Source organism: Teichococcus coralli (assembly GCF_009829925.1).
GTDB lineage: Bacteria > Pseudomonadota > Alphaproteobacteria > Acetobacterales > Acetobacteraceae > Pseudoroseomonas > Pseudoroseomonas coralli.
The window spans coordinates 88,449-101,041 of sequence record NZ_SNVJ01000010.1; the positions used below are offsets into that span (position 1 = coordinate 88,449).

Genomic DNA, 12,593 nt, shown 5'->3' on the forward strand with positions numbered 1-12,593 from the left:
TGCCGTGCGGCCCGGCTCCACCAAGGTCCGCGTCACCGCCTGCTGGGGAGACATTGCATGAGTCCGGCCACCGCCCTGCGCCGCAACAGCGACCTCGGTGCCGCCCTGGCCGAGGCGCGCGCGGCCTATGCCGCCGCCCGACCGCGCAGCGCCGCGCAGCACGAGCGCGCGCGGGAGGTGCTGCCGGGCGGCAACACCCGCTCGGTGCTGATCTACGGCCCCTTCCCCACCGCCATGACGCGTGGCCAGGACTGCCGCCTGTGGGACCTGGACGGCCACGCCTACCTGGACCTCTGCGGCGAGTACACGGCGGGGCTGTTCGGCCATTCCGAGCCGCGCATCCACCGCGTGCTGCATGCGACGCTGGAAGAGGGGATCAACCTTGCCGCGGTCGGACAGGGCGAGGAGCGGCTGGCGCGCCTGCTCTGCGGCCGCTTTCCCTCGCTGGCCCAGGTGCGCTTCACCAACAGCGGCACCGAGGCCAACCTGATGGCGCTGGCCGCGGCGCGCGCCTTCACCGGACGTGGCACCACCATGGTGATGCGCGGCGGCTACCATGGCGGCGTGCTGACCTTCCCGGCCTCCGGCACCAATGCGGCCACCCTGCCGCTGCCCTTCGTCCACGCCGCCTACAACGACAGCGACGAGGCCGCGCGCCTGGCCCGCGCCCATGCCGGCGACCTTGCCGCCGTTGTTGTCGAGCCGATGCTGGGCAGCGGCGGCTGCATTCCGGCGCAGCCCGGCTTCCTGGCCGCGCTGCGTGCCCTGGCCGACGAAACCGGCGCCGTGCTGATCTTCGACGAGGTGATGACCTCCCGCATGTCGGGTGGCGGCATGCAGGCGCGGCTCGGCATCACGCCGGACATGACGACGCTGGGCAAGTATGTCGGCGGCGGCATGAGCTTCGGCGCCTTCGGCGGCCGCGCCGACATCATGGCGCAGTTCGACACCACGCTGCCGCATGCCGGCACCTTCAACAACAACGTGCTGACCATGGCCGCCGGCGGCGTTGCCATGGGCGAGATCTTCACCCCCGAGGCGGCGGAGGCGCTGTTCCAGCGCGGCGAGGCGCTGCGCGCGCGGCTGAACGAGATCGGCCGGCAGGCGGGCGTGCCGCTCGGCTTCACCGGGCTCGGCTCGATGATGACGGCGCACTTCCGCCAGCCGCTGCCGGACCGCCCCTATGCCGCCAGCCCCGCCGAGGAAGCCCTGCGCGAGCTGTTCTTCTTCGACATGCTGGCCGCCGGCATCTACCTCGCGCGGCGCGGCATGGTCGCGCTCAGCCTGCCGGTGGGCGAGCCGGAGATGGACCGCTTCGTCGCCGCGGTCGGCGAGTTCGCTGAATCCCGCGCCGCGCTGCTGCGGGCTGGCGGCATCGCCGGCTGATCCCTCCTCTATCTGAGATGAAAGCGCGGCGGGCGGGCCGTCCTTGCCGCCCGCCGCGCTCGAGCGATTTCCGTTCGCCTTCGCTCCCTTCAAACGCTCTCGCTATTTGTTTTGGCGAGCATCTTCGCCCGATCGGGTGAAGATGCTCTAAGCGCGCTTCCAGGTCCCGCCGGCGCGCACCAGCGACATCTGATATTCATAACGGTCGCTGCGGTAGAGCGAGGTCACGTGCTCGACCGGCCGTCCGCCCTGGTCATAAACAGTCCGCGTGACGCGGAACAGCGCGGCGCCTGCCTCCACGCCGAGCAGCCGGGCCTCGCGCCCGAGCGCGAGGCAGGCGGTGAAGCTCTGCTCGGCCCGCGCCACCTGCACGCCCAACCGCCGGAACAGCGCCTGCAGGGACAGCGCCTCCATGTCCGCGCGCTCGTAACGGCGGCCGAGGTCGGCGGGCACGAAGGTCTCGATCAGGCTCAGGGGCTGGCCGTCGTCCAGCCGCATGCGCAGGACGTGCTGCACCGGCTCGCCCTGGGGCACCTCCAGCGCGGCGGCGATGCTGGGCGAGGCCGGGACATACGCGAACTCGATCACCTTCACGGTGGTGCGCTCGCCCAGCACCAGGAGGTTCTGCAGCAGGTCCTCGATGGCGCCGCGCTGCCGCGTGCTCTGGAAGTTCACCGTGGGAGGGCGGCCGCGCTGCCGCTCGGCCAGTCCCATCCCCACCAGCTCCGCCACGGCGCGGCGGGCGGTGATGCGCGAGACGCCGAACCAGGCGCCGATCTCCGCCTCGCTCGGCAGGCGCTCGCCATGCAGGAGCTGCTTGCTCTGGATGCGCTCGCGGATCGCCAGGCAGACCTGCAGGAAGCGGGGACTGGCGGAATCCGGGTTGATACGCGCATCGGCGAACAGCGCCGCGAGGCGTGCGTCGCTGTTCTGCGCAGCCGTGGCAGCCAGGCTGCGGCGGCTCACCACCCCCTCCTTGGCGCGCCGCGGTCAGTCGGCGGCTTGTGGCTGGTGCCCCAGGGCATTCTCGTACTTCGTCATGGCTTCCTCCGGGAGATAGCACGCCTCCAGTGCGCGCACGCGGCCAAATCCCGCGAAGTCGTGCAGGTTGCCCAGGGGATGCTTCGCCAGCCGCTCGTCCAGCTCCCGCTGCGCCGCGGTGCCGCGCTCCCGCAGCGCGGCCGCCGCATCGTGCAGCGCCATCGCCGCGCTGCGCAGCGTGAAGCTCGGCAGGATGCAGGCGGCAATGCCGAGGGACGCCATCTCCGCCTCGGTCATCCGCGGCGAGATGCCGGTCATGTTGTAGAAGACCGGCCCCTTCACCCGCGCGCAGATCGCCTCGACCTCCGCCAGGCTGGCCGGCCCCTCGACAAAGGCGAGGTCGGCGCCGGCATCCAGATAGGCGTTGGCGCGGTCGATCGCCTCGTCCAGCGAGCCGTCATGCGCGCCGCGCGCGTCGGTGCGGGCGATGAGGACAAAATCCGGGTCCAGCTTCACCCGGGCCTCGGCGGCGGCGGCGATCTTGCGGACCGCCTCGGCGCGCGGGATCACCTCGCGACCGGCGACATGGCCGCAGCGCTTCGGCGCCACCTGGTCCTCCAGATGGATGCCGGCGGCGCCGGCGCGGATGAACTCCTCCACCGTGCGGATGGCGTTCAGGGCGTTGCCGTGGCCCGTATCGGCATCGGCGATCAGCGGCAGGCCTGTCGCGGCGGCGATGTGCTTCGCGTTGAGGGCCATCTCGGTCAGGGTTGCCAAGCCCGCATCGGGGAGGCCGAGCATGGCGAGGGAGGTGCCATAGCCCGTCATGTAGAGGGCCGGGAAGCCGGCGCTCTCCAGGATGCGCGCCGAGAGCGCGTCGTAGCAGCCCGGCACCACGAGCGGCCCCGGCTCGGCCAGCAGCTCGCGCAGGCGGGTGGTGGGAGGCTTGGAGTGGCCGAGGCCGAGGCGCATGGCGTGTCCCTTTTTGTGCTTGTCATGTCAGCATAACAAGATGTTCCTGCCCAAAGGAAGTCCGTGCAGTCTACGTCGGGCTTTTCTGATCGCCCGGTCGGCACGCTCATCCGCACTTGACATATATTCATGGCAAGTAGAAAGCTGCCTGGCGTCCAAGCGAAACAACCGCCCGGCAATGCACCGGGACGGCCAAAGAGGAGGAAAAGCGATGGCCATCAGGCGCCGCCATGTCCTGACCGTCGCGGCCGCCGGCCTGTCGGCGCCGCTGCTGGCGCGGGCCCAGACGCCGGCCTGGGACGGTCCCAGGCGTATCCAGTTCGTTGTGCCCTTTAATGCCGGCGGCAGCGCCGACACCATGGCGCGCGGCCTCGCGCAGTACATGCCGGAGGAACTGGGCGGCGCCAGCATCAGCGTGGTGAACCGCCCCGGCGCCTCCGGCGCGGCCGGCGCGGCCTGGTTCACCCAGCAGCGCGACGACGGCTCCGCCTTTCTGGTGATGCAGTGCATTCCCTTCCTGGCCAACGCGATCCTGCGCTTCGACGCGCCGATCAAGTGGGACCAGTTCAGCATCCTGAACATCCAGTGGAACGACTACGCCGTGCTGGTCGTGCCGAAGGACAGCCCCTACAAGACGCTGCCGGAGCTGGTCGCCGCCGTGAAGGAGAAGCCCGGCACGATCTCCAGCGCGGTGATGGCCGGCAGCGGCGCCTACATCCAGCACTTCATCCTGCTCGACAAGCTCGGCCTGCCGCGCGACGCGCTGCGCTACGTCACCTATGACGGCGGCGCGCCGGTGCGCACGGCGGTGGCCGGCGGCCACGTCAACATGACCATCGTCGCCGCCAAGAGCACCCTGGGCGTGCAGGACCGCGTGCGTGCCCTGGCGGTGGTGGACGACGAGCCCTCCTCCGACTGGCCGGCGCCACCGATCAACCAGGCGCTGCAGGATGCGTTTGGCTTCACCATGCCGCTGGTCAGCAACTACGCCGTTTCGCTGATCGCGCAGAGCAGCTTCTCCAGGAAGCATCCGGAGTTGCAGAAGCAGTTTCTCGAAGCCTATCAGCGCACGCTGCGCCGGGCGGACTATCAGGAGGCGGCGGCGAAAGCCGGCATCCCGACGCAGTGGTACGGCCCGGAACGCTCCACCAAGGTCGCCAACGAGGCTTTCGAGACGCTCGCCACCTATGCCCCGAAGCAGGGCTGAGGCGATGACGCCTCCTGCGGCGGCGCAGCGGTCCCGGCCCGGCCGCGTGGCGCTGCCGCTGGCCATTGCCGCCTTCGTGGCCTGGTTCGCCGCGGATGCCGCGCGCGCCTCCTTTACCCTGGAGAACCTGGTGATGGTGGCGCCCGCCGCGGCGATCGCCTTCGTCACCTGCGCCATCCTGGCGGTGCAGGCCTGGCGCGGACCGGAGCCGGACACGGCGGAACCCGCGCCGCTCGGCCCGGTGCTGGCGATGCTGGCGCTGCTCGCCGGCCTCGTGCTGCTGATGGAGGAGGTCGGCTTTGATGTCGGCGTGCTGCTCTTCCTGATCGCCGCCACCTGGCTGCTCGGCGAGCGACGGCCGCTGGTGCTGGTCGGCTACGCGCTGCCCTTCACCGTCCTCGCGGTGCTCGGCCTGCAGGCCATCCTGCCCTTCCCGCTCGAAACGCTGGTGCTGCGGCTGCCATGATCGACTTCGCCGCGCTCGCGCAGGCCTGCAGCCTGCTGCTCTCCGACTGGTGGCCCTGGATCGTGGTGCCGCCGGGGCTGCTGATCGGCCTGGTGTTCGGCGCCATCCCCGGGCTTTCGGCGCCGATCGCCATGGCGGTCTTCCTGCCGCTCACCATGGGCATGGAGTTCCTGCCGGCGATCATGTTCCTCACCTCGGTCTTCACCGGCGGCGGTTTCGGCGGCGCGGTGCCGGCGGTGTTGATGAACGTGCCCGGCACCTCCGCCGCCGTCGCCACCACCTTCGACGGCTACCCGATGGCGCGCCAGGGCCACCACAGCCGCGCGCTGGGCCTGGCGCTCGCCGCCTCCTGCTTCGGCGCGGCACTGGGCTACGTGTTGCTGCTGCTGCTGGTGGACCCGATCGCCGAGGCGGTTCTGCTGCTCGGGCCGCTGGAGATGTTCGCCATCGCCGCCTGGGGCCTGACGCTGATCGCCGTGCTGAACGAGGGCTCCTTCGCCAAGGGTCTGCTCGCCGGCATCCTCGGCGTGGTCATCGGCATGATCGGCATGAGCGCGCGCGGCGACATGCGCGGCACCCTCGGCATGCTGGCGCTGATCGACGGCATCCCGCGCATCCCCGCGCTGATCGGCTTCTTCGCCGCCTCCGAGATGTTCCGGCTGATGCGCAACGACTTCCTGGTGGCCGACGCGGCGCATCGCCGCCCGCAGTTCGGCGCCATCCTGCGCGGGCTGCGGGAGGCCTTCGCCTATCCCGGCACGCTGCTGCGCGGCTCGCTGATCGGCGTCGGCATCGGCGCCATTCCCGGCGTCGGCGCGGCGGTGGCCAACCTGCTCTCCTATGCCGAGACCAAACGCCGCGCGCCCGATCCCGCGCGCTACGGCCGCGGCGAGCCGCGCGGCGTGGTCGCCTCGGAATCCGCCAACAGCAGCTCCGAGGGCGGCTCGATGGCGACGCTGCTGGCGCTCGGCATTCCGGGCGGCAGCGCCACCGCGGTGATGCTGGGCGCCTTCGCCATGCACAACGTCACCGGCGGCCCGCGCTTCATCACCGAGAACAAGGACATCGTCTACGCCATCATCCTTGGCAACCTGGCGCAGGTTGTGCTGCTCCTCGGCATCGGCACGGTGTTCCTGTTCGGCGCCGCGGCGCTGGTGCGCATCCCGGTGCGCTTCCTGGTGCCCTCGGTGCTCGTGCTGGCGCTGCTCGGCTGCTATTCGATCACCGGCACTATGGTCGGGCCGATCACCATGGTGGCCTGCGCGGGCCTCGGCTACTGGATGCGGCAGAACGGCTATCCCGTCGCCGCCGTGGTCATCGGCCTGTTGCTGGGGCCGGCGGCGGAGGCGGAACTGCTGCGCTCCATCCAGCTTTCCGGCGGCGATCCGGCCTTCATCCTCACCCGCCCGATCGCGATGGTCATCCTGCTGCTGCTGGCCGCCTCGCTGCTCTACCCGCTGCTGCGGCGGCGCGGCTCCCGGGCAGGGGCACCGCCGGCGGCGCGCCGCGACGAAGCAAGGAGCGAATCCGCATGAGCCCGCGCACCCTGTTCGAAAAGATCTGGGCCAGCCATGTCGTGCAGTCGCGCGCCGAGGGCATCGACCTGCTCTACATCGACCGGCATTACTGCCACGAGGGCAGCTTCCACGCCTTCAACGCGCTCGCCGCCGAAGGGCGCCCCGTGCGCCGCCCGGACCTGACCTTTGGCGTCGCCGACCATTATGCGCAGACCCGCCCCGGGCCCATCGCCGGCCGCGCCGCGCCGCCCGACCCGGAAATGGGCCGGCTGATCGAGATCTTCGACCGCAACATGGCCGCCCACGGCATCGCCGCCGCCGGGCTGGGTGATCCGCGCCAGGGCATCGTGCACGTGGTCGGCCCGGAGCAAGGGCTGACGCTGCCCGGCATGACGGTGGTCTGCGGCGACAGCCATACCTCGACGCATGGTGCACTGGGCGCCATCGCCTTCGGCATCGGCGCCAGCGAGGTGGCCCATGTGCTGGCCACGCAGTGCCTCTGGCAGAGCCGCCCGGCGCAGATGCGCGTCCGCTTCGACGGCCGCACCGGTGCCGGCGTCGGCGCCAAGGACATGGCGCTGGCGATGATCGCCATGGTTGGCGCCAACGGCGCGCAGGGCCACGCCATCGAATATGCCGGCGAGGCCGTGGAGGCGCTTTCGGTCGAGGGCCGGCTGACGCTCTGCAACATGAGCATCGAGGCCGGTGCCCGCTGCGGCCTGGTGGCGCCGGACGAAACCACCTTCGCCTGGCTGGCCGGACGCCCGGGCGCGCCCGCCGGCGCGGCCTGGGACGCGGCGATGGAAGGCTGGCGCGGCCTGCGCAGCGACCCCGACGCGCGCTTCGCCCGAGAGGTGTCGCTGGATGCGGGGGCGCTGGAGCCGATGCTGACCTGGGGCACCAGCCCCGAGCAGGCCGCCCCCGTCAGCGGCGCGGCGGCCGATCCGGCGGCGCTCCCCGATGCCGAGCGCCGCCACGCCGCCGCGCAGGCGCTGGACTACATGGGCCTCGCGCCCGGTGCCCGGCTGGAAGGCCTGCCGGTGGACCGCGTCTTCATCGGCAGTTGCACGAACTCGCGGCTGGGCGACCTGCGCGCCGCCGCCGCCATCCTGCGTGGCCGCCGCGCGAAGGTGCCCGCGCTGGTCTCGCCCGGCTCGACCCAGATCAAGCGCGCCGCCGAGGCGGAGGGGCTGGACCGGATCTTCACCGAGGCGGGCTTCGAGTGGCGGGAATCCGGCTGCAGCATGTGCGTCGGCATGAATGGCGACCTGGTCGCGGCCGGCGAGCGCTGCGCCAGCACCTCGAACCGCAACTTTCCCGGCCGCCAGGGCCGGGGCGCGCGCACGCATCTGATGAGCCCCGCCATGGCCGCCGCCGCGGCGCTGGCCGGGCGCATCGTGGATGTGCGGGAGTATGCCGCATGAGCCGCCAGCCCGTGACCCGCATCGAAGGCCTCGCCGCGCCCTTCGACGTCTCGAACGTGGACACCGACCAGATCATCCCCGCCCGTTTCCTGCGCCGCCCGCGCGACACGCAGTACGGCACCTACCTCTTCCACGACCTGCGTTTCGACGAGGCCGGACAGGAGCGGCCGGACTTCATCCTGAACCGCCCGCCCTTCCGCCAGGCGGCGATCCTGGTGGCGGCACGCGCCTTCGGCGTCGGCTCCTCGCGCGAGGCGGCGGTCTACGCGCTGCAGGCCTACGGCATCCGCGCCGTGGTGGCGGAAACCTTCGGCGACATCTTCTTCGGCAACGCGCTGAAAAACGGGCTGCTGCCGGTGCGCCTTCCCCTTTCCACCGTCAACGCGCTGCGCGATGCCGTGGCTGCGTCGCCACCCGCCCGGCTGGCCATCGATCTGGAAAGGGAAGAACTGGTGGCCCCCGACGGTGCGAAGCACGCCTTCGCCGTTCCCGCCTTCGCGCGCGAATGCCTGCTGCAGGGCCAGGATGAAATCGGCCTGACGCTTTCCTTCCTGCCGCAGATCGAGCAGTTCGAAGCCCGGCGGCACACCCCCACCGTCTGACCGCGCCGCCGGAGCAGGCCGGGCGCGCCGGCCACACGGCCTCAGGTGCGGTCCGGCTTCTCCGCGGGCAGGCGGGCCGAGCGCCCGCGGATCAGCCGCCCACGCAGCAGCACGACCTCCTCGGCGCGCGGCCGGCCGCGCATGCGCTCCTGCAGCAGGTCCAGTCCCCGCTCGATCATGCATTCCAGCGGCTGCGCCACCGTGGTCAGCTCGTAGGGCGGGCGGCGGGCCGGCCCGATGCCGTCGATCCCAACCACGGAAACGGCCTCCGGCACGCCGATTCCGGCCTCCCGCAGGGCGTCCATCACACCCATGGCCAGGATGTCGCTGACGCCGAGCACCGCTTCCGGCCGCGTCCCCGGCGACATGGCGGCGATCTCCCGCCCGACCTGGTAGCCCGTCGCGTGGCTGTTGTCGCCGCCGAGGGCGAGCGGCGGCGGCAGCCCGGCGGCCGCCACCTGTCGCGCGAAGCCCTCCGCCCGCTCCGTGCTGGTCGAGGTGCGGGCATTGCCGCTGACCACCGCCAGGCGACGGTGCCCGGCGCGCAGCAGCAGGTCGGCCAGCAGCGCGCCGGCGGCGTGGTTGTCGCAGGAGACGGCGCTGCCATGCTCCCAGGCCACCCGGTTGATCATCACGAGCGGCACCTTGTTGGCCGCGCAGATGGCGGCGGCGCGCGAGGACAACTCCGCCGAGGTGATCAGGCAGCCGTCCACGCGGTATTGAAGCAGGGCCTCGGCCGTCGCGTCCTCGATCGGCCCCGGGCCGGCATGCAGCAGCAGCAGGCGCCAGCCGCGCGCCGCCGCCTGGGCGACCGCCTTCTGCATCAGCTCGGCATAGAAGGGGTTCTCGACCGGCCCGAGCACCAGGCCGATCAGGCCGCTTTGCCCGCCGACCAGCGAGCGCGCCAGGACGTTCGGCGTATAGCCCGCCTCAAGCGCCAGCGCGGCGATTCGTTCTCGCATCTCGGGCGAGATCCTGGGATCGTTCCGCAGGGCACGCGAGACGGTCGAGGTGGCGACGCCCGCCCGCCGGGCCAAGCTCGCGACCGTCGCGCGGCCGCCGCGCGGCATGTCCAGCGCCACCGGGAGGGAACTCTCCTTCATGCCCCGGCGATACACGGCAGGGTAAGGCGCTGCAAGGCTTGCGCAATCGATGGCCTCTATCCTCTCTCCAAAAGCCTGTATTTACCTACTCCTCGTCTGTGCTATCGATTGCACGAACAAGGCCCAAACGGGCACGGCAAGAGGGAACGAGCCATGCGCAAGCCAGGGCTGCGGCCATGAGCGGCCGCACCATCACCGAGAAGATCATCGCCGCGCATTCCGCCGAGGGTGCGGCGGTGGCCGGCGGGATCGTTACCCTGCGCCCCGACGTGGTGCTGCTGAACGACGTCTCCGGCCCGCTGGCCTTCGAGCAGTTCGACGCCATGGGCGCCACCCGCCCCTTCGACCCCGCCCGCATCGTGCTGGTCGCCGATCACTTCGCGCCGGCACCGGACATCACCGCCGCCGGCGCCATCGCCATGACGCGGGACTTCGCCCGTCGCCACGGCATCGCGCACTTCTACGAGCCCGGTCGGGGCGGCATCGAGCACACGCTGCTGGCGGAGCTGGGCATGGTCGGCCATGGCGGCATTGTCTTCGGCGCCGACAGCCACACCTGCACCGCCGGCGCCTTCAACGCGCTGGGCATCGGCTTCGGCTCCACCGACCTCGCCGGCGCCCTGGCGCTCGGGCAGCTCTGGATGCGCGTGCCCGAGAGCATCCGCGTGGAGCTGACCGGCACGCCCGGCCCCTATGTCACCGGCAAGGACGTGATCCTGGAGCTGATCCGCCGCATCAGCTCGGACGGCGCCGCCGACGCCTCGCTGGAGTTCGGCGGCCCCGGCCTGGATGCGTTGCCGATGGATGCGCGCATGGCCATCGCCAACATGGCGGTGGAGGCGGGCGCCGACACCTGCGTCTTCGAGGGCGACGCGCAGTCGGGGGCGGACATGGCGCGGCGCGGCGTGCCCGCCGCCCCGGCGGTGACGGCCGATGCGGGTGCCACCTACCGCCAGCGAATCGCCATCGACCTCGGCGCGCTCTCGCCGCTGGTGGCCAAGCCGCCCTCCCCCGCCGCCGGCGTGCCGGTGGAGGCGCTGCGCGGGCAGAAGGTGGACCAGGTCTATGTCGGCAACTGCTCGAACGGCACCATGACCGACCTGCGCCAGGTGGCGGAGCTGCTGCGCGGCCGCCAGGTCGCGCCGGGCGTGCGCATGGTGGTGGTGCCGGCGACGCAGAAGATCTGGCGGCAGGCTCTGGCCGAGGGGCTGCTGGACGTCTTCGCCGAGGCCGGCGCCGCCGTCTCGCCGCCCACCTGCGGCGCCTGCTTCGGCGGCCATATGGGCATTCTGGCGGCGGGCGAGACGGCGATCGCCACCACCAACCGCAACTATCGCGGCCGCATGGGCCACCCGGAGAGCCAGGTCTTCCTGGCCAATGCCTGGGTGGCGACGGCCGCCGCCATCGCCGGCGAGATCGTCCCGCCCGGCGAGGTCGCCGCGATGCCGGGGGGTGCCGCATGAGCATGACCTTCGAGGGCCGCGTCCACCGCTTTGGCGACGAGGTGAACACCGACGTCATCCTGCCCGGCCGCTACCTCGCGCTGCGCGACCCGGCCGAGCTGGGCCGCCACTGCCTGGAGGGGCTCGACCCCGGCTTCGTGCAGCGCGTGCGGCCGGGCGACATCCTGGCCGTGGGGCGCAACTTCGGCTGCGGCTCCTCGCGCGAGCATGCCGTCATCGCGCTGAAGGCGGCAGGGGTTTCGGCCATCGTCGCCGTCAGCGCGGCGCGGATCTTCTTCCGCAACGCCGTGAACCTCGGCCTGCCCGTCATTCTCTGCCCGGAGGCGGCGCTGGCGCTGCGCGAGGGCGAGGCGGCGCGCATCACGCTCGCCGACATGGCCGTGGAACAGGGTGGCCAGCGCTGGCAGGGCCTGCCGCTGGGCGATGAGGTGCGCGCCATCCTCGCCGCCGGCGGCCTCGTGCCGCGCGTGCGGCAGGCCCTCGCCGCCGCCTGAGCCGCCTTGCCCACCCGGAAACGTTCAGAGAGGAATCCCTCCCATGGCTGATCCCAGCATCAAGGCCGCGCTGGCGGCGAAGCAGTTCATCGTCGCGCCCGGCATCTTCGACATGATCTCGGCGCGCATCGCCGACCGCATGGGCTTCAAGGCGCTCTACGCCACCGGCTACGGCACCGTGGCCTCGCATCTCGGCATCCCCGATGCCGGCGTTGCCACCTTCACCGACATGGTGGGCCGCATGGCCCGCTTCAGCCAGGGTTGCAGGACGCCGGTCATCGCCGATGCCGACACCGGCTATGGCGGCCTGCTGAACGTGCGCCACACGGTGATGGGCTACGAGGCCGCCGGCGTCACCGCCATCCAGCTCGAGGACCAGGAAGTGCCGAAGAAGTGCGGCCACACCCCGGGCCGCCGCGTCGTGCCCGCGGAGGAGATGGCGCTGAAGATCGAGGTGGCCGCGGAGGCGCGCAGAAGCGAGGATTTCCTCATCATCGCCCGCACCGACGCGCGGACCACGCTCGGCCTCGACGAGGCGATCCGCCGCGGCCAGCTCTTTCGCAAGGCCGGGGCCGACATCGTCTTCATCGAGAGTCCGGAGACCGAGGAGGAGATGAAGCGCATCGGCGGCGAGATCGACGCCCCGCTGCTGGCCAACAACGTGGACGGCGGCGGCCGCACGCCGATCCTTTCCGCCGAGAAGCTCGCCTCCTTCGGCTACAGCATCGCGATCTATCCCGCGGTCGGCTTCCTGACCATGGCGGCGGCGCTGGAGCGCTCCTATGCCCACCTGCTGCAGCACGGCGACACCAACGCGCTGCCCGAGGGCGTGATCCACGACTTCGGCAAGATGAACGAGCTGATGGGCTTCCCGGAGGTCTGGGAGTTCGACCGCCGCTGGGCGCGGCCGGAAGCCTCCCGCGCCGCCGAATGATCCCCTGGGCGCGCCGCCCGGACCACGGACGGCGCGCGGAGACG

12 protein-coding genes are annotated in these 12,593 nt (G+C 71.8%); 9 read left to right on the top strand and 3 right to left on the bottom strand.

What is annotated here, in order from left to right; genetic code table 11:
- Nucleotides 1–57: 57 nt before the first annotated feature.
- Entirely contained in the window at nucleotides 58–1,386 is a 1,329-nt protein-coding gene (locus tag E0493_RS13100) for an aspartate aminotransferase family protein (RefSeq protein WP_160937392.1), read from the top strand.
- 147 nt (nucleotides 1,387–1,533) lie between these two features.
- Here the strand turns inward: E0493_RS13100 and E0493_RS13105 are convergent, their stop codons facing one another.
- Together E0493_RS13105 and E0493_RS13110 are read right to left on the bottom strand one after the other, a co-directional pair.
- Nucleotides 1,534–2,352: a GntR family transcriptional regulator gene (locus E0493_RS13105; RefSeq protein WP_160937393.1), complete on the bottom strand. Its 819-nt coding sequence runs from the start codon at nucleotides 2,350–2,352 to the stop codon at nucleotides 1,534–1,536.
- Between the two features lie 24 nt (nucleotides 2,353–2,376).
- Nucleotides 2,377–3,339 carry an isocitrate lyase/PEP mutase family protein gene (locus E0493_RS13110; protein WP_160937394.1) on the bottom strand — a complete coding sequence of 321 codons (963 nt, stop codon included), beginning with the start codon at nucleotides 3,337–3,339 and terminating at the stop codon, nucleotides 2,377–2,379.
- 211 nt (nucleotides 3,340–3,550) lie between these two features.
- On the opposite strand from E0493_RS13110, the gene E0493_RS13115 reads away from it, so the two are divergent.
- The 5 genes from E0493_RS13115 to leuD are packed head-to-tail and all read left to right on the top strand — an operon-like array spanning nucleotide 3,551 to nucleotide 8,555.
- A complete protein-coding gene (locus tag E0493_RS13115; RefSeq protein WP_160937395.1) occupies nucleotides 3,551–4,546 on the top strand; it encodes a Bug family tripartite tricarboxylate transporter substrate binding protein in 996 nt (331 codons plus the stop codon).
- 4 nt (nucleotides 4,547–4,550) lie between these two features.
- The gene (locus tag E0493_RS13120) at nucleotides 4,551–5,012 is read left to right on the top strand and encodes a tripartite tricarboxylate transporter TctB family protein (protein ID WP_160937396.1); all 462 of its coding nucleotides are present in this window, start codon (nucleotides 4,551–4,553) and stop codon (nucleotides 5,010–5,012) included.
- Complete coding sequence (locus tag E0493_RS13125; protein ID WP_160937397.1) at nucleotides 5,009–6,547, top strand: tripartite tricarboxylate transporter permease; 1,539 nt, start codon at nucleotides 5,009–5,011, stop codon at nucleotides 6,545–6,547. The genes E0493_RS13120 and E0493_RS13125 overlap by 4 nt, the downstream gene beginning before the upstream one ends.
- A complete protein-coding gene (gene leuC, locus E0493_RS13130) occupies nucleotides 6,544–7,953 on the top strand; it encodes a 3-isopropylmalate dehydratase large subunit (RefSeq protein ID WP_202397109.1) in 1,410 nt (469 codons plus the stop codon). Before E0493_RS13125 ends, leuC begins: the two co-directional genes overlap by 4 nt.
- Nucleotides 7,950–8,555: a 3-isopropylmalate dehydratase small subunit gene (gene leuD, locus E0493_RS13135; RefSeq protein ID WP_160937398.1), complete on the top strand. Its 606-nt coding sequence runs from the start codon at nucleotides 7,950–7,952 to the stop codon at nucleotides 8,553–8,555. Before leuC ends, leuD begins: the two co-directional genes overlap by 4 nt.
- A gap of 41 nt (nucleotides 8,556–8,596) precedes the next feature.
- On the opposite strand, the gene E0493_RS13140 is transcribed toward leuD, so the two are convergent.
- A complete protein-coding gene (locus tag E0493_RS13140; protein WP_160937399.1) occupies nucleotides 8,597–9,658 on the bottom strand; it encodes a LacI family DNA-binding transcriptional regulator in 1,062 nt (353 codons plus the stop codon).
- Between the two features lie 176 nt (nucleotides 9,659–9,834).
- Here E0493_RS13140 and E0493_RS13145 point away from each other — a divergent pair, with 176 nt between their 5' ends.
- From E0493_RS13145 to E0493_RS13155, 3 genes are read left to right on the top strand one after another with little or no spacing between them, the layout of a single operon-like run.
- Entirely contained in the window at nucleotides 9,835–11,121 is a 1,287-nt protein-coding gene (locus tag E0493_RS13145) for an aconitase/3-isopropylmalate dehydratase large subunit family protein (protein ID WP_160937400.1), read from the top strand.
- Nucleotides 11,118–11,615 (top strand): LeuD/DmdB family oxidoreductase small subunit, encoded by a 498-nt coding sequence (locus tag E0493_RS13150; RefSeq protein ID WP_202397110.1) that lies wholly within the window; start codon nucleotides 11,118–11,120, stop codon nucleotides 11,613–11,615. Before E0493_RS13145 ends, E0493_RS13150 begins: the two co-directional genes overlap by 4 nt.
- 43 nt (nucleotides 11,616–11,658) lie before the next feature.
- Nucleotides 11,659–12,549, top strand: a complete 891-nt coding sequence (locus E0493_RS13155; protein ID WP_160937401.1) for an isocitrate lyase/PEP mutase family protein — start codon at nucleotides 11,659–11,661, stop codon at nucleotides 12,547–12,549.
- Nucleotides 12,550–12,593 lie beyond the last annotated feature (44 nt).

What these genes read in the sequence shown, in the direction of transcription:
- E0493_RS13100 (WP_160937392.1), top strand. Translation starts at nt 58, where the DNA reads ATGAGTCCGGCCACCGCCCTGCGCCGCAACAGCGACCTCGGTGCCGCC.
- E0493_RS13110 (WP_160937394.1), bottom strand. Translation starts at nt 3,339, where the DNA reads ATGCGCCTCGGCCTCGGCCACTCCAAGCCTCCCACCACCCGCCTGCGC.
- E0493_RS13115 (WP_160937395.1), top strand. Translation starts at nt 3,551, where the DNA reads ATGGCCATCAGGCGCCGCCATGTCCTGACCGTCGCGGCCGCCGGCCTG.
- E0493_RS13120 (WP_160937396.1), top strand. Translation starts at nt 4,551, where the DNA reads ATGACGCCTCCTGCGGCGGCGCAGCGGTCCCGGCCCGGCCGCGTGGCG.
- E0493_RS13125 (WP_160937397.1), top strand. Translation starts at nt 5,009, where the DNA reads ATGATCGACTTCGCCGCGCTCGCGCAGGCCTGCAGCCTGCTGCTCTCC.
- leuC (WP_202397109.1), top strand. Translation starts at nt 6,544, where the DNA reads ATGAGCCCGCGCACCCTGTTCGAAAAGATCTGGGCCAGCCATGTCGTG.
- leuD (WP_160937398.1), top strand. Translation starts at nt 7,950, where the DNA reads ATGAGCCGCCAGCCCGTGACCCGCATCGAAGGCCTCGCCGCGCCCTTC.
- E0493_RS13140 (WP_160937399.1), bottom strand. Translation starts at nt 9,658, where the DNA reads ATGAAGGAGAGTTCCCTCCCGGTGGCGCTGGACATGCCGCGCGGCGGC.
- E0493_RS13145 (WP_160937400.1), top strand. Translation starts at nt 9,835, where the DNA reads ATGAGCGGCCGCACCATCACCGAGAAGATCATCGCCGCGCATTCCGCC.
- E0493_RS13150 (WP_202397110.1), top strand. Translation starts at nt 11,118, where the DNA reads ATGAGCATGACCTTCGAGGGCCGCGTCCACCGCTTTGGCGACGAGGTG.
- E0493_RS13155 (WP_160937401.1), top strand. Translation starts at nt 11,659, where the DNA reads ATGGCTGATCCCAGCATCAAGGCCGCGCTGGCGGCGAAGCAGTTCATC.